12 protein-coding genes, 1 rRNA gene and 1 other annotated feature are annotated in these 15,100 nt (G+C 63.1%); of the genes, 8 read left to right on the forward strand and 5 right to left on the reverse strand.

Features of this window, described 5'->3' with window-relative positions; translation table 11 throughout:
* Positions 1–20: 20 nt before the first annotated feature.
* Entirely contained in the window at positions 21–503 is a 483-nt protein-coding gene (locus EPL01_RS02150) for a hypothetical protein (protein ID WP_135823608.1), read from the reverse strand.
* 273 nt (positions 504–776) lie between these two features.
* On the opposite strand from EPL01_RS02150, the gene EPL01_RS02155 reads away from it, so the two are divergent.
* The 4 genes from EPL01_RS02155 (at position 777) to pheT (ending at position 7,033) form a co-directional block, all read left to right on the forward strand.
* Positions 777–2,003 (forward strand): RAD55 family ATPase, encoded by a 1,227-nt coding sequence (locus EPL01_RS02155; protein ID WP_135823609.1) that lies wholly within the window; start codon positions 777–779, stop codon positions 2,001–2,003.
* Positions 2,004–2,146: 143 nt separating this feature from the next.
* On the forward strand, positions 2,147–3,325 hold the full coding sequence (locus EPL01_RS02160; protein ID WP_135823610.1) for an aspartate kinase: 1,179 nt from the start codon (positions 2,147–2,149) through the stop codon (positions 3,323–3,325).
* Between the two features lie 400 nt (positions 3,326–3,725).
* Entirely contained in the window at positions 3,726–5,237 is a 1,512-nt protein-coding gene (gene pheS, locus EPL01_RS02165; RefSeq protein ID WP_135823611.1) for a phenylalanine--tRNA ligase subunit alpha, read from the forward strand.
* Positions 5,237–7,033: a phenylalanine--tRNA ligase subunit beta gene (gene pheT / locus EPL01_RS02170; RefSeq protein ID WP_135823612.1), complete on the forward strand. Its 1,797-nt coding sequence runs from the start codon at positions 5,237–5,239 to the stop codon at positions 7,031–7,033. The genes pheS and pheT overlap by 1 nt, the downstream gene beginning before the upstream one ends.
* A 78-nt stretch (positions 7,034–7,111) precedes the next feature.
* Here pheT and EPL01_RS02175 read toward each other — a convergent pair whose 3' ends face one another.
* Together EPL01_RS02175 and EPL01_RS02180 are read right to left on the reverse strand one after the other, a co-directional pair.
* Positions 7,112–8,167 carry a quinone-dependent dihydroorotate dehydrogenase gene (locus EPL01_RS02175; RefSeq protein ID WP_135823613.1) on the reverse strand — a complete coding sequence of 352 codons (1,056 nt, stop codon included), beginning with the start codon at positions 8,165–8,167 and terminating at the stop codon, positions 7,112–7,114.
* Positions 8,168–8,212: 45 nt separating this feature from the next.
* Positions 8,213–8,410, reverse strand: a complete 198-nt coding sequence (locus EPL01_RS02180; protein WP_115798291.1) for a hypothetical protein — start codon at positions 8,408–8,410, stop codon at positions 8,213–8,215.
* Positions 8,411–8,661: 251 nt separating this feature from the next.
* Here EPL01_RS02180 and EPL01_RS02185 point away from each other — a divergent pair, with 251 nt between their 5' ends.
* A complete protein-coding gene (locus EPL01_RS02185) occupies positions 8,662–8,970 on the forward strand; it encodes a non-histone chromosomal MC1 family protein (protein ID WP_135823614.1) in 309 nt (102 codons plus the stop codon).
* A gap of 980 nt (positions 8,971–9,950) precedes the next feature.
* Positions 9,951–10,701: a sequence feature (16S ribosomal RNA rRNA prediction is too short), on the forward strand.
* 10 nt (positions 10,702–10,711) lie between these two features.
* Positions 10,712–11,251, forward strand: a complete 540-nt coding sequence (locus tag EPL01_RS02190) for a class-II aminoacyl-tRNA synthetase family protein (protein WP_210424039.1) — start codon at positions 10,712–10,714, stop codon at positions 11,249–11,251.
* Between the two features lie 78 nt (positions 11,252–11,329).
* Here EPL01_RS02190 and EPL01_RS02195 read toward each other — a convergent pair whose 3' ends face one another.
* Together EPL01_RS02195 and EPL01_RS02200 are read right to left on the reverse strand one after the other, a co-directional pair.
* Positions 11,330–12,385 carry a quinone-dependent dihydroorotate dehydrogenase gene (locus tag EPL01_RS02195; RefSeq protein ID WP_135823613.1) on the reverse strand — a complete coding sequence of 352 codons (1,056 nt, stop codon included), beginning with the start codon at positions 12,383–12,385 and terminating at the stop codon, positions 11,330–11,332.
* A gap of 45 nt (positions 12,386–12,430) precedes the next feature.
* Complete coding sequence (locus EPL01_RS02200; RefSeq protein WP_115798291.1) at positions 12,431–12,628, reverse strand: hypothetical protein; 198 nt, start codon at positions 12,626–12,628, stop codon at positions 12,431–12,433.
* Between the two features lie 251 nt (positions 12,629–12,879).
* Between EPL01_RS02200 and EPL01_RS02205 the strand changes: the two genes are divergently transcribed.
* Both EPL01_RS02205 and EPL01_RS02210 read left to right on the forward strand, forming a co-directional pair.
* Positions 12,880–13,188 carry a non-histone chromosomal MC1 family protein gene (locus EPL01_RS02205; RefSeq protein WP_135823614.1) on the forward strand — a complete coding sequence of 103 codons (309 nt, stop codon included), beginning with the start codon at positions 12,880–12,882 and terminating at the stop codon, positions 13,186–13,188.
* Positions 13,189–14,168: 980 nt separating this feature from the next.
* Positions 14,169–15,100 (forward strand): 16S ribosomal RNA (locus EPL01_RS02210); the annotation flags it as partial.

Raw genomic sequence — 15,100 nt, forward strand, 5'->3', positions numbered from 1 at the left:
CGTCTCGGAGCCTTGCCCTCTCAGGCCGGTTCGAGTCGGTATTCCAGCGTCCGACCGCCGTCGAACCGCGGTCCGGTCCCGGTCTGGCGGAACCCCGCGGCTTCGACCACTTGCTTCGTCTCCGCCTCGTCCTCGGGGACCAGCGCCTCGACGCTCATCTCCTCCTTGCGGGCGAACCGGACCGGTTCTTTCAGCAGTTGCTCGCGGGCCTCGGGCGTCCCGCGGAGGTAGGTCACGCGAACCGTTCCGGGCATCGCGTCGAACCCGACGAATCCGACGACTTCGGCGTCGTTCTCGCCAGTCTCGTCGCTTTCATCGTTTTGACCGGTTCCGTCGCTCTCGGCGCTCCCGTCGTCCTCCCGACCGTCGCCCGACTCTGCGACTGGTTTCTCTGCCACTCGAACCGTCCGGTCGTGGATTACGTTGCGCATCACCTCGGCGGGAGCGTCGGCGAGTTCGCCGAGTACCACCCCGTCCTCTTCGACCGCATCTCGCACGCGCATTGTTCACATTTCGTTCCCCGACTAAGTTAAAACTCGCGGGGCGCTCGACTGACCGCCTCCGCCTTCGCCGTCTACGCATCTTCCGGATTGCCGAACAGTCGGTGTCTCAGATGCCGGTGTGTCTCTCACATGCTGGATGCGTCTCTCAGCTGCCGGAGATGCTGGATGCGTCTCTCAGCTGCCGGAGATGCTGGATGCGTCTCTCAGCCGCCGGATGTGTCAGCCCGTCCTCGGACGCACAGGGCTTTTTCGCTCTCGCACCTAGTCGTGGGTATGGATAACACGGACGACCTCGGTGGCGACGAGTCCGACTCGGAGCGGGGTCGTGACGGCCCCGACTCGTACTCCGGTATCGAGGAGGTGGACTCCGGTAACGAGACGGACTCCGGTAGCGAGAGTCCGAACTCCGACCACTGCGACTTCTGCCGACTCCCGTATCCGACCGACCCGGTGGAGTTGGAGTGCGAGGACGAGAGCTACGAGTTCTGCACCGAGGCCTGCCGGGACGCGATGGTCGAGAACGACCGGGTGTTCATCGAGTATCACGGCTTCCGACGGATTCGGACCGGCATCTCGGGCCTCGACAAGTACCTCCCGCAGGGGTTCCCCCGGAACTCGTTCGTCCTGCTGGCCAACGACGAAGGCGCGCGCGACGACGCCCTGCGGTCCGAACTCGTCTGGCGGGCCCTGGAGCGCAACGAACCCGCGGCGTTCGTCACGTTCACCGAACCGCCCATCTCGGTGGTCGAGAGCTTTCTCTCGCTGGACTGGAACGTCCTGCCGTATCTGGAGTCGGGCCAACTCCACATCGTAGACTGTTTCACCTACCGGATGGAGGGCCAAGACCGCGAGCGCATGTTCGACCGGATGGACGAGTGGAACCGCCACATCTACGACATCACGCGCCCGGTCACCCAGACCGTCCGCGACCCCAGCGACGTGAGCGAACTCCACAACAAACTCGACAACTGCCTCGAGGGCCTGCGGATGAGCGACTGCGGCGTGGTCGTCATCGACTCGCTGACCGAGTTCGGCTCGCTGGTCCAGCCGGTGCAGGCGTACAGTTTCGTCAAGGACATCCGGGCCGACATCTGCAAGGGTCGGTTCGTCCCCGTCTTCGCTGGCGGGACAGTCACGGGCGAGGAGAAGACCTTCCCCAACGACCTCGGCTACGCGGTGGACGGCATCGTGGACATGCAGGTCAACCCCGAAATCGTGGCCGACACGCTCATCAAGCGCATCCGCATCCGGAAGATGAACGGCGTGCTGGCGATTCCCGAGTGGGTCGCCTACGAGTTCACCGCCGGGAAGGGACTGGTCACGTTCGACCCCATCGCCGAGATGGAGAAGACATACGAGGAGACAGGTGACACCTACGAGGAGGAGGCGGGCGACACCTACGAGGGCGGTGGCCGCGAGGATGGGGAGCGCGAGGACAGCGGGCACGAAGACGGCGGGCACAGCGACCACGAGTCGGTCCCGACCGAGGCCGACCAGTAGCCAGCTCGGGAAGTGAAATCACGCCAGCAAGAACGCCGGTTGGCAAGCTTCTCAGACATGAAAGCAGTTATCTGCGTTCCTGAGTTAGCTCCTCTCATGCATCAGCGTCTCGTACGGGGTTTTCGTGACTCGCAGGTGATAGCATGCGAGTAGTAGCCAAGTTCGGCGGCACCAGTCTCGGGAGCGGCGACCGAATCAATCGGGCGGCCGACTCGGTGGCCGACGCGGTGGCGCAGGGCCACGAAATCGCGGTCGTCGCCAGCGCGATGGGCGACACCACCGACGAACTCTTGAACGAAATCGAGTTCGAGACCGAGGAGCAGGACCGCGCCGAAATCGTCAGCATGGGCGAGCGCACCAGCGTCCGGATGCTGAAGGCCGCGCTCGCGGCCCGCGGAGTCGAGGCCGTCTTCGTGGAACCCGGGAGCGACCGCTGGCCGGTGTTCACCGACGAGCGCGGCGAACTCGACGCCGAGCGAACCAAGAAGGCCGCCGCCGAACTCACCGCGGAGTTAGACGACGTCGTCCCGGTCATCACCGGCTTCCTCGCCGAGGACCCCGAGGGCAACGTGACCACGCTCGGCCGGGGCGGGTCAGACACGACCGCCGTGATGCTCGGCAACTACATGGACGCCGACGAAGTCGTCATCGTGACCGACGTCGAGGGCGTCATGACCGGCGACCCCCACGTCGTGGAGGGCGCGCGGAACGTCGGCGAAATCTCGGTGGACGAACTCCGGAACCTCTCCTTCCGGGGCGCTGAGGTGGTCGCGCCCAGCGCGCTCTCGTACAAGAACGAGAACCTGCGCGTCCGGGTGGTCCACTACCAGCACGGCGACCTGCTGGCTGGCGGGACCGACGTGACCGGCGAGTTCGAGAACCTCGTGGACATGCGCGAGGAGCCACTCGCCTGCCTCACCGTCGCGGGTCGGGCGATTCGGAACCGACCGGGAATCCTCCAGGAGCTTTCGACCGCGCTCGGCGACAGCGACATCAACGTCGACGCGACCTCCAGCGGGATGGACTCCATCACGTTCTACGTGGACGAGTCGGTGGCCGAGCGCGCCGAGAACATCCTCCACCGCGAGGTCATCGAGCAGGACTCGCTGTCGAGCGTCACCGTGGACGACGACGTGGCGGTCGTCCGCGTGGTCGGCGGGGAACTCCCGAGCCAATCGGGCGTCATCCGCGAGCTGGTCAACTCCCTCTCGGAGAACCAGATCACCATCCACGACCTCATCACCAGCGCGACCAGCGTCGCGGTCTTCGTGGACTGGGACGACCGCGAGGAGACGCTGGAAATCATCCAGCGCGAGTTCTAAGCCAACTTTTTATTCCTTTAATAGACGATTAGTTGCGTGTAACGGTTGATGAACACGCTGAACACAGCGTCGAGTCTCGTCCTCGACGCCTTCGCGCACCCCCGGAACGTTTTTCACGGATTACGAACAACTCCCGCGTATGCCATCCGAACCCCAGACCGGTGGTAGCGTTCGCAAGCCGCGGGACCAGCGTGCGGGGTTCGGCTTTTTCTTCGCGCCCTGACGAGCGGCGGACTCCCGGTCGGCGGAGACTCCGACCGGGACGAAACCGCTCGCGCGCGGTCGCCGACCAGCGGTGCGAGCGTCGCAGAGACGGCCGCGCTTCAGCGCAGAGACGACCGCGCTTCAGAAACGATAAGCGGCCGCACGGGCACGTAACGACAAAGAGAGCCAACGGACGATGAAACTACCCGAATCACAGGCCGCGGTACTTCAGACCGCGAGCGCGAACGAGGCACAGACTTTCGAGCAATTAGCCGACGAGACCGGCCAGAAGCCCGAGACCATCTCGGGCGCGGCCTTCGAGTTGGAGGACGAGGGCCTCGTCGAGGTCTCCGAGTCCACCGAGGAGTCGGTCGCACTCACCGAGGAGGGCCGCGAATACGTCGAAGACGGCCTGCCCGAGGTCCGACTCTACGAGGCCGCGATGGACGCCGGGGCCGACGAGGACCCCGCCCAGATGGGCCGAATCATCGGCCAGTCCGGACTCGAAGGGCCGCAGGTGGACATCGCGCTGTCGAACTACGCCCGGAAGGGCTACGGCACCATCGAGAGCGGCGAGATTACCGCCGACCCCGATGCCGACCCCGAGAGCGACGCCGAGGCACAGGCCCTCGCCGCGCTCGCCGCGGGCGAGTCGGTCGAAGACGGCGGCGTGGTCGAGCAGTTGGAGAGTAGAGGCCTCGTCACCGTCTCGGAATCGACAGTCCGCTCGGTCACGCTGACCGACGACGCCGTGGACGTGCTGATGATGGAGGGCGTCGAGACGGCCGAGACCGTGGGTCAACTCACGCCCGAGATGCTGACCTCCGGCGAGTGGCGGGACGTGGAGTTCGCCGAGTACAACGTCGAGGCCGACGCCGAGCGCCTCGACGGCGGGAAGACCCACATCCTGCGCCAGACCGCCAACCGCGTGAAGGACACGCTGGTCGGGATGGGCTTCGAGGAGATGGAAGGTCCCCACGCCGACGCGGACTTCTGGATCAACGACGCGCTGTTCATGCCCCAAGACCACCCGGCCCGGACCCACTGGGACCGATTCGCGCTCTCGAATCCGACCGAAATCCGCGACCTGCCCGAGGACCTCGTGGAGCGCGTCGAGGACGCCCACCACAACGGCGTCGGCGAGGACGGCGAGGGCTACCACTCGCCGTGGTCCGAGGACTTCGCGCGGGCCATCGCGCTCCGGGGCCACACGACCTCGCTGTCGATGCGCTACCTCTCGGGCCACGAAATCGGCGACTTGGAGCCTCCTCAGCGGTTCTTCAGCGTCGAGAAGGTGTACCGAAACGACACCCTCGACCCGACCCACCTGCTCGAGTTCTTCCAAATCGAGGGGTGGGTCATGGCCGAGGACCTGTCGGTGCGGGACCTGATGGGGACCTTCGAGGAGTTCTACGAGCAGTTCGGCATCACCGACCTGCAGTACAAGCCCCACTACAACCCCTACACGGAGCCGAGCTTCGAGCTGTTCGGCGAGCATCCGACCACGGGCGAACTGGTCGAGGTCGGCAACAGCGGGATGTTCCGCGAGGAGGTCCTCCAACCCCTCGGCGTCGATTGCGACGTGATGGCGTGGGGCCTCTCGCTCGAACGCCTGCTGATGTTGATGTACGGCTTCGAGGACATCCGAGACATCCACGGGACGCTGTGTGACCTCGAACTGCTGCGGGAGACGGAGGTGCTACACTGATGCCAGTCGTAGACGTGAACCCCGACGAACTCCGGGACCTGACCGGCCACGACGAGAAGGGAGACGACGAACTCATCGACGACCTGTTCGCGCTCGGCCTCGAATTCGAGGGCCGAACCGACGAGGGCGACCTCCAACTGGAGTTCGCGCCCGACCGCCTCGACCGGCTGAGCGTCGAAGGCGTCGCGCGCTCGCTGCGCTACCAGTACGGCGACGACCGCGGGGTCTACGTTCCGAACACGAACGACGCCGACTGGACTATCGAAGTCGAGGAGAGTGTGCCCGACGAGCGTCCCTACGTCACGGGCGCGGTCATCCGCGACGTGGACTTGGACGACGAGGCGCTGGACTCGCTCATCCAGTTGCAGGAGAAACTCCACGCCACGATGGGCCGCAAGCGCGCGAAGGGTGCCATCGGCATCCACGACCTGACGATGCTCAAGGGCGAGGCCGTCACCGAGGAAGGGTCGGAACTCGGCAAGTCCATCACCTACCGGGGCATCGAACCGGACGGCGACCGGTTCGTCCCGCTGGACTCGGACGCCGAGATGACGCCCGAAGACGTTCTGCGCTCGCATCCGACCGGCGAGACCTACGCCGACCTCGTGGAAGCGTACGACCGGTATCCCGCGATTTACGACGACATCGGGCTGTTCTCCTTCCCGCCGGTCATCAACGGTCGCCGGACCGAGGTCTCGACCGACTCGCGGGACCTGTTCGTCGAGTTGACGGGCACCGACCAGTGGACCATCGACCACATGTGCAACATCATCTGCTACGCCCTCGACGCCCGCGGTGCGAAAGTCGAGGAGGTCGTGGTCAACTACGCGGACCGAACCCTCGTGCGACCCGACTTCGAAGTCCGAGAGAAGACGGTGACCCACGAGCGAATCGAGAGCATGCTCGGCATCGACCTGAGCGCCGAGCGCGTCATCGACCTGCTGGAACGCTCGGGCCTCGACGCCGAGACAGAGGAGGTCGGCGACGGCGTCTCCGAGTCGGACGACTCGGAGGCTCGTCAGACTTCGTCTGACGGTGAACTCGCCTACGAAGTCGCGGTCCCGCCCTACCGGGTTGACGTGCTTCACCCCCTCGACATCGTGGACGACGTGGGCCGGGCCTACGGTTTCAACGAACTCGAACCGCGCTACCCCGACGTGGGGACGGTCGGCGGCAGACACGCTCGGTCGGAACTCGAAGACGCCGCCCGCGAGGTGCTGGTCGGCCTCGGCTTCGAGGACCTGCTGAACTTCCACATGATAAACGAGGCCGAGAACTTCGACCGGATGGGTCTCTCCCGCCCGAGCGAAGACGGCGAGGAGGACGCGGACGACGTTCTCGGCGCGGACGAACCCGCGACCATCCTCGAACCCTACAGCGAGGACTACACCATGCTCCGGACGTGGGCGCTCCCCTCGCTCATGATGGTGCTGGAGAACAACACCCACCGGGCCTATCCGCAGGACCTCGCGGAAATCGGCTTCGCGGCCCGTGTCGACGAGAGCGAGAACACCGGTCTCGCCGAGCATCGGACCGTCGCCGGAGTGCTCGCGCGCCACGACGCCTCCTACGAGGACGCCAAGGCCCGACTGCAGGCCATCGCGCGCAACTTCGACGTGGACCTCGAAACGCCAGCGACCGACCACCCCACGTTCATCGACGGGCGCGCGGCGGAAGTCGTGATGGACGGCGAGAGCGCGGGCGTCATCGGCGAGATTCACCCCGAGGTGCTGGTCGAACACGACCTCGAACTCCCCGTCGCAGGGTTCGAGTTCCGCCTCGACGCGCTCGAATAATCTCTTTTTCGGCATTTTTTCGCTTCGCTCAGTTGCTCCCGCGCGCCGACGTAGAAAACGAACCTTCGGAACCGCGATTTACTCCAAGTCCGCGCCGACGGCGTCCTCGACGGAGTCGAAGCCGTCGCGCTCCAGCAGGTCGAGTAAGCCCTCGTTGATGTCCCGAGCGATGGACGGGCCGCGATAGACGAGGCCAGTATATAATTGAACTACGTGCGCGCCCGCGCGTAACTTCCGGTAGGCGTCCTCGGCGGTGAAGACGCCGCCGACGCCGACGACCGGCACGTCCACGCGCTCGGCGACGAACCGGACCATCTGGGTCGCGCGCGGTTCGATGGGCTTGCCCGAGAGGCCGCCCTCCTCGGCGCGGTTGTGGCTCCGGAGGGTGTCGGGGCGGTCGGTCGTGGTGTTGGTGGCGATGACGCCGTCGAGTCCGAGTTCGTTTACGAGGTCCAGCGCGTCCTCGACTGCGGGGTCGGGGAGGTCCGGCGAGAGTTTGACGAGGAGTGGACTCGCGCCCGCGTCCTGCAGGGTCGTGAGGATGGCCTCCATCGAGTCGCGGTTCTGGAGGTCCCGAAAGCCCTCGGAGTTGGGGCAGGAGACGTTGACGACGAAGAAGTCCCCGCCGTCGGCGACCTGCTCGTAGGTGTAGCGGTAGTCCTCGGGCGCGTCGTCGATGGCGACGTGTTCGGTCTTGGCGAGGTTGACGCCGACCGGCACGTCCGTGTCGGTCGCGGCGAGGCGCTCGCCGACCACGTCCGCGCCGTGATTGTTCAGGCCCATCCGGTTGATGATGCCCTCGTCCTCGCGCAGGCGGAACATCCGCGGGCGCAGGTTGCCCGACTGGGGGTCGGCCGTGACGCCGCCGACCTCGACGTGGCCGAAGCCGAGGCTCGACAGCATCTCGGGGAGTTGGGCGTTCTTGTCGAACCCGGCGGCGACGCCGACGGGATTGTCGAACTGCTGGCCGAACGCTTCGACGCGGAGCCGGTCGTCGTCCACGCGGTAGCGCGAGCGGAGCGCGTCGGCTATCGGGGTTCCCTGCGAGAATCGCAGCCCGGCGTGGACCGCATCGTGTGCGGTCTCGGCGGGAAGACCGAACAGAAGCGGTTTCACCAACTGGTAGACGTTCATTGTAGGACTACCCCGCCTCCGGCGGCAAAAAGCCCTCGTTCCGACTTAGAACTCGTGTTCGACCTCGTCTTTGTCGGCTTTTTGAATGATGATTTTGTCTTCCCTGACGCGCACGAACACCTCGTCGCCGATGTCCATGCCAGCGACGGCGAGTTCGTCCTCGTGCAGGTTAATGTGGACGTTGTGATACTCGCCGTCCTCGCCTTTCGCGCCACTAGGGCTAAGCTTCTTTTTCCGTACCATCGCGGTATCGTATTCGTAAGTTCGCCCCAGATTATACTTAAGTGTTTTCTACCGACTGACCCCGCTCCCATTCGTTGGGCCCTACGATGTCACTCGACTTATCTGGTGCGATACGGGTCGATGTCTGCGCGCTTTCGGGGTAAACCGCCGGACGGTGAAAGCGGCCTATATAAAAATTTCGATGAAAATGGCTCACATCGGCGATATATTTATAATTGGTCCTGTGCTGGGTTGGCATGGAGGAGAAAACCATGGTACGTGAAGACGGTAAGCGGAATTTTGCACTTCGAGGAACCGACGGTGACGAGAGTAGTGTCTTCTCGGGGAACACTCCTCGGCAGGCCGCGCTGAAAGCGGCCCGACGCCTCGACCCGGCGTCGTCCGAAGACGCTGCCGACCGAACAGAGATTCGGCTTCGAGAAAAAGGCACCGACAAAGTACACATCTACGAAGGCTGGGCGTGGCACGAATCGGCCCCCGACGACAAGCCCGACTGGATGCCGGACGAGATTACCGAAGCCAACGTCTCGAAGCAAGGCATCGAACACCTCGATGAGTAGCCGGTCGGGAACAACTCTTATCCATTTTCATCGTTTCGACTAGTTACTAGTGTTCTTCGCGTACGCGAGCGAGAGATAGGTGAGATTATTGGGCCAGCGCTCCGTAGCACTACCTGCGCGGGTACCACCCGCCGCGACGACGCGCACGACGCGCAGAATGACCGGTGCGTTCTCCTCCCGCGCTACATTTCCCGACGCTCGGTCGCTTCGAGAGTCGAACTGCTCGAATTGTCGTCGGTAACGGCCGCTTGTTTCAGCGATACCGTCCCGAGATATTAGAGAAGAGCCCGTCATCGAGAATCGTGAAATCGCGTGACGGGGTTGCCACGCCAATTCACCGCGAAGGCGGCTTGGTTCGACGGCCTTAAGTGTAACCCGGCCATTCGTTTGAATGCGAACGAGGTCCGGCGGTTTGGGCCTCCGGAAGACGGCGAGAATCGACGCCTTTTTACGGCGTCTCGGCCGGTCTTCCGAAACAAGCTCCAATCCGACGCCCTTAAGTGTACTGGGGGACTTGGATTGGGTGTGAGCGCCCTCGTGCGATTTGCGAGGAACGCACCGCACTCAATCCGACGCCCTTAAGTGTAACTGGGTACTCGGATTGGATGTGGCGAGCCTTCGGGGGTCTTCCCACCGAAGGACGAACGCGGTTCGGAACCCTTAAGTAATGCGGGTTCCTTGAACCGTAATGCAGAGAAAGATTCGATGCGATTTGCGGAGCGTTCAACTCGCTCCGCAGTCTCGGACTGCGAGCGAACTTCGATGGGTTTAAGACCAATCGAAGCCAACGTTCAGGTCCGAAGGAAATGAGGATTCCACCCCTGCGGTCCGCCGTACACGATGGGATCTGATGTTAGCCCTGGCAGTTCGGTGACACCCGACCAACGAAGTGGTTAGGGGTCGTCGAACTGACGGACCTAGAAGATAGACACGATAGCGTGTCTCCGCCAGAAACCCACCGAGCATTCTGCTCGGCAACCATTCCGGTTGATCCTGCCGGAGGCCATTGCTATCGGAGTCCGCTTTAGCCATGCTAGTCGCACGAGTTCATACTCGTGGCAGATAGCTCAGTAACACGTGGCCAAACTGTCCTATGGATCGAGATAACCTCGGGAAACTGAGGCTAATCTCGAATAAGGTTTCCACTCTGGAGTGAGGGAAACTGGAAACGCTCCGGCGCCATAGGGTGTGGCTGCGGCCGATTAGGTAGACGGTGGGGTAACGGCCCACCGTGCCGATAATCGGTACGGGTTGTGAGAGCAAGAGCCCGGAGACGGAATCTGAGACAAGATTCCGGGCCCTACGGGGCGCAGCAGGCGCGAAAACTTTACACTGCACGATAGTGCGATAAGGGGACTCCGAGTGCGAGGGCATATAGTCCTCGCTTTTGTACACCGTAGGGAGGTGTACGAATAAGGGCTGGGCAAGACCGGTGCCAGCCGCCGCGGTAATACCGGCAGCCCGAGTGATGGCCGCTATTATTGGGCCTAAAGCGTCCGTAGCCAGCCAGACAGGTCCGTCGGGAAATCCACGCGCTTAACGCGTGGGCGTCCGGCGGAAACCAGCTGGCTTGGGGCCGGAAGACTCGAGGGGTACGTCCGGGGTAGGAGTGAAATCCCGTAATCCTGGACGGACCACCGGTGGCGAAAGCGCCTCGAGAAGACGGACCCGACGGTGACTCGAAGACGCCGCCCGCGAGGTGCTGGTCGGCCTCGGCTTCGAGGACCTGCTGAACTTCCACATGATAAACGAGGCCGAGAACTTCGACCGGATGGGTCTCTCCCGCCCGAGCGAAGACGGCGAGGAGGACGCGGACGACGTTCTCGGCGCGGACGAACCCGCGACCATCCTCGAACCCTACAGCGAGGACTACACCATGCTCCGGACGTGGGCGCTCCCCTCGCTCATGATGGTGCTGGAGAACAACACCCACCGGGCCTATCCGCAGGACCTCGCGGAAATCGGCTTCGCGGCCCGTGTCGACGAGAGCGAGAACACCGGTCTCGCCGAGCATCGGACCGTCGCCGGAGTGCTCGCGCGCCACGACGCCTCCTACGAGGACGCCAAGGCCCGACTGCAGGCCATCGCGCGCAACTTCGACGTGGACCTCGAAACGCCAGCGACCGACCACCCCACGTTCATCGACGGGCGCGCGGCGGAAGTCGTGATGGACGGCGAGAGCGCGGGCGTCATCGGCGAGATTCACCCCGAGGTGCTGGTCGAACACGACCTCGAACTCCCCGTCGCAGGGTTCGAGTTCCGCCTCGACGCGCTCGAATAATCTCTTTTTCGGCATTTTTTCGCTTCGCTCAGTTGCTCCCGCGCGCCGACGTAGAAAACGAACCTTCGGAACCGCGATTTACTCCAAGTCCGCGCCGACGGCGTCCTCGACGGAGTCGAAGCCGTCGCGCTCCAGCAGGTCGAGTAAGCCCTCGTTGATGTCCCGAGCGATGGACGGGCCGCGATAGACGAGGCCAGTATATAATTGAACTACGTGCGCGCCCGCGCGTAACTTCCGGTAGGCGTCCTCGGCGGTGAAGACGCCGCCGACGCCGACGACCGGCACGTCCACGCGCTCGGCGACGAACCGGACCATCTGGGTCGCGCGCGGTTCGATGGGCTTGCCCGAGAGGCCGCCCTCCTCGGCGCGGTTGTGGCTCCGGAGGGTGTCGGGGCGGTCGGTCGTGGTGTTGGTGGCGATGACGCCGTCGAGTCCGAGTTCGTTTACGAGGTCCAGCGCGTCCTCGACTGCGGGGTCGGGGAGGTCCGGCGAGAGTTTGACGAGGAGTGGACTCGCGCCCGCGTCCTGCAGGGTCGTGAGGATGGCCTCCATCGAGTCGCGGTTCTGGAGGTCCCGAAAGCCCTCGGAGTTGGGGCAGGAGACGTTGACGACGAAGAAGTCCCCGCCGTCGGCGACCTGCTCGTAGGTGTAGCGGTAGTCCTCGGGCGCGTCGTCGATGGCGACGTGTTCGGTCTTGGCGAGGTTGACGCCGACCGGCACGTCCGTGTCGGTCGCGGCGAGGCGCTCGCCGACCACGTCCGCGCCGTGATTGTTCAGGCCCATCCGGTTGATGATGCCCTCGTCCTCGCGCAGGCGGAACATCCGCGGGCGCAGGTTGCCCGACTGGGGGTCGGCCGTGACGCCGCCGACCTCGACGTGGCCGAAGCCGAGGCTCGACAGCATCTCGGGGAGTTGGGCGTTCTTGTCGAACCCGGCGGCGACGCCGACGGGATTGTCGAACTGCTGGCCGAACGCTTCGACGCGGAGCCGGTCGTCGTCCACGCGGTAGCGCGAGCGGAGCGCGTCGGCTATCGGGGTTCCCTGCGAGAATCGCAGCCCGGCGTGGACCGCATCGTGTGCGGTCTCGGCGGGAAGACCGAACAGAAGCGGTTTCACCAACTGGTAGACGTTCATTGTAGGACTACCCCGCCTCCGGCGGCAAAAAGCCCTCGTTCCGACTTAGAACTCGTGTTCGACCTCGTCTTTGTCGGCTTTTTGAATGATGATTTTGTCTTCCCTGACGCGCACGAACACCTCGTCGCCGATGTCCATGCCAGCGACGGCGAGTTCGTCCTCGTGCAGGTTAATGTGGACGTTGTGATACTCGCCGTCCTCGCCTTTCGCGCCACTAGGGCTAAGCTTCTTTTTCCGTACCATCGCGGTATCGTATTCGTAAGTTCGCCCCAGATTATACTTAAGTGTTTTCTACCGACTGACCCCGCTCCCATTCGTTGGGCCCTACGATGTCACTCGACTTATCTGGTGCGATACGGGTCGATGTCTGCGCGCTTTCGGGGTAAACCGCCGGACGGTGAAAGCGGCCTATATAAAAATTTCGATGAAAATGGCTCACATCGGCGATATATTTATAATTGGTCCTGTGCTGGGTTGGCATGGAGGAGAAAACCATGGTACGTGAAGACGGTAAGCGGAATTTTGCACTTCGAGGAACCGACGGTGACGAGAGTAGTGTCTTCTCGGGGAACACTCCTCGGCAGGCCGCGCTGAAAGCGGCCCGACGCCTCGACCCGGCGTCGTCCGAAGACGCTGCCGACCGAACAGAGATTCGGCTTCGAGAAAAAGGCACCGACAAAGTACACATCTACGAAGGCTGGGCGTGGCACGAATCGGCCCCCGACGACAAGCCCGACTGGATGCCGGACGAGATTACCGAAGCCAACGTCTCGAAGCAAGGCATCGAACACCTCGATGAGTAGCCGGTCGGGAACAACTCTTATCCATTTTCATCGTTTCGACTAGTTACTAGTGTTCTTCGCGTACGCGAGCGAGAGATAGGTGAGATTATTGGGCCAGCGCTCCGTAGCACTACCTGCGCGGGTACCACCCGCCGCGACGACGCGCACGACGCGCAGAATGACCGGTGCGTTCTCCTCCCGCGCTACATTTCCCGACGCTCGGTCGCTTCGAGAGTCGAACTGCTCGAATTGTCGTCGGTAACGGCCGCTTGTTTCAGCGATACCGTCCCGAGATATTAGAGAAGAGCCCGTCATCGAGAATCGTGAAATCGCGTGACGGGGTTGCCACGCCAATTCACCGCGAAGGCGGCTTGGTTCGACGGCCTTAAGTGTAACCCGGCCATTCGTTTGAATGCGAACGAGGTCCGGCGGTTTGGGCCTCCGGAAGACGGCGAGAATCGACGCCTTTTTACGGCGTCTCGGCCGGTCTTCCGAAACAAGCTCCAATCCGACGCCCTTAAGTGTACTGGGGGACTTGGATTGGGTGTGAGCGCCCTCGTGCGATTTGCGAGGAACGCACCGCACTCAATCCGACGCCCTTAAGTGTAACTGGGTACTCGGATTGGATGTGGCGAGCCTTCGGGGGTCTTCCCACCGAAGGACGAACGCGGTTCGGAACCCTTAAGTAATGCGGGTTCCTTGAACCGTAATGCAGAGAAAGATTCGATGCGATTTGCGGAGCGTTCAACTCGCTCCGCAGTCTCGGACTGCGAGCGAACTTCGATGGGTTTAAGACCAATCGAAGCCAACGTTCAGGTCCGAAGGAAATGAGGATTCCACCCCTGCGGTCCGCCGTACACGATGGGATCTGATGTTAGCCCTGGCAGTTCGGTGACACCCGACCAACGAAGTGGTTAGGGGTCGTCGAACTGACGGACCTAGAAGATAGACACGATAGCGTGTCTCCGCCAGAAACCCACCGAGCATTCTGCTCGGCAACCATTCCGGTTGATCCTGCCGGAGGCCATTGCTATCGGAGTCCGCTTTAGCCATGCTAGTCGCACGAGTTCATACTCGTGGCAGATAGCTCAGTAACACGTGGCCAAACTGTCCTATGGATCGAGATAACCTCGGGAAACTGAGGCTAATCTCGAATAAGGTTTCCACTCTGGAGTGAGGGAAACTGGAAACGCTCCGGCGCCATAGGGTGTGGCTGCGGCCGATTAGGTAGACGGTGGGGTAACGGCCCACCGTGCCGATAATCGGTACGGGTTGTGAGAGCAAGAGCCCGGAGACGGAATCTGAGACAAGATTCCGGGCCCTACGGGGCGCAGCAGGCGCGAAAACTTTACACTGCACGATAGTGCGATAAGGGGACTCCGAGTGCGAGGGCATATAGTCCTCGCTTTTGTACACCGTAGGGAGGTGTACGAATAAGGGCTGGGCAAGACCGGTGCCAGCCGCCGCGGTAATACCGGCAGCCCGAGTGATGGCCGCTATTATTGGGCCTAAAGCGTCCGTAGCCAGCCAGACAGGTCCGTCGGGAAATCCACGCGCTTAACGCGTGGGCGTCCGGCGGAAACCAGCTGGCTTGGGGCCGGAAGACTCGAGGGGTACGTCCGGGGTAGGAGTGAAATCCCGTAATCCTGGACGGACCACCGGTGGCGAAAGCGCCTCGAGAAGACGGACCCGACGGTGAGGGACGAAAGCTAGGGTCACGAACCGGATTAGATACCCGGGTAGTCCTAGCTGTAAACGATGCTCGCTAGGTGTGGCGTTGGCTACGAGCCAGCGCTGTGCCGTAGGGAAGCCGAGAAGCGAGCCGCCTGGGAAGTACGTCCGCAAGGATGAAACTTAAAGGAATTGGCGGGGGAGCACTACAACCGGAGGAGCCTGCGGTTTAATTGGACTCAACGCCGGACATCTCACCAGC

The sequence above is a fragment of the Halorussus ruber genome, from assembly GCF_004765785.1.
GTDB classification, from domain to species: domain Archaea; phylum Halobacteriota; class Halobacteria; order Halobacteriales; family Haladaptataceae; genus Halorussus; species Halorussus ruber.

Coding starts and splice junctions, on each gene's coding strand:
- EPL01_RS02150 (WP_135823608.1), bottom strand. CDS start 503: ATGCGCGTGCGAGATGCGGTCGAAGAGGACGGGGTGGTACTCGGCGAA.
- EPL01_RS02155 (WP_135823609.1), top strand. CDS start 777: ATGGATAACACGGACGACCTCGGTGGCGACGAGTCCGACTCGGAGCGG.
- EPL01_RS02160 (WP_135823610.1), top strand. CDS start 2,147: ATGCGAGTAGTAGCCAAGTTCGGCGGCACCAGTCTCGGGAGCGGCGAC.
- pheS (WP_135823611.1), top strand. CDS start 3,726: ATGAAACTACCCGAATCACAGGCCGCGGTACTTCAGACCGCGAGCGCG.
- pheT (WP_135823612.1), top strand. CDS start 5,237: ATGCCAGTCGTAGACGTGAACCCCGACGAACTCCGGGACCTGACCGGC.
- EPL01_RS02175 (WP_135823613.1), bottom strand. CDS start 8,167: ATGAACGTCTACCAGTTGGTGAAACCGCTTCTGTTCGGTCTTCCCGCC.
- EPL01_RS02180 (WP_115798291.1), bottom strand. CDS start 8,410: ATGGTACGGAAAAAGAAGCTTAGCCCTAGTGGCGCGAAAGGCGAGGAC.
- EPL01_RS02185 (WP_135823614.1), top strand. CDS start 8,662: ATGGTACGTGAAGACGGTAAGCGGAATTTTGCACTTCGAGGAACCGAC.
- EPL01_RS02190 (WP_210424039.1), top strand. CDS start 10,712: ATGATAAACGAGGCCGAGAACTTCGACCGGATGGGTCTCTCCCGCCCG.
- EPL01_RS02195 (WP_135823613.1), bottom strand. CDS start 12,385: ATGAACGTCTACCAGTTGGTGAAACCGCTTCTGTTCGGTCTTCCCGCC.
- EPL01_RS02200 (WP_115798291.1), bottom strand. CDS start 12,628: ATGGTACGGAAAAAGAAGCTTAGCCCTAGTGGCGCGAAAGGCGAGGAC.
- EPL01_RS02205 (WP_135823614.1), top strand. CDS start 12,880: ATGGTACGTGAAGACGGTAAGCGGAATTTTGCACTTCGAGGAACCGAC.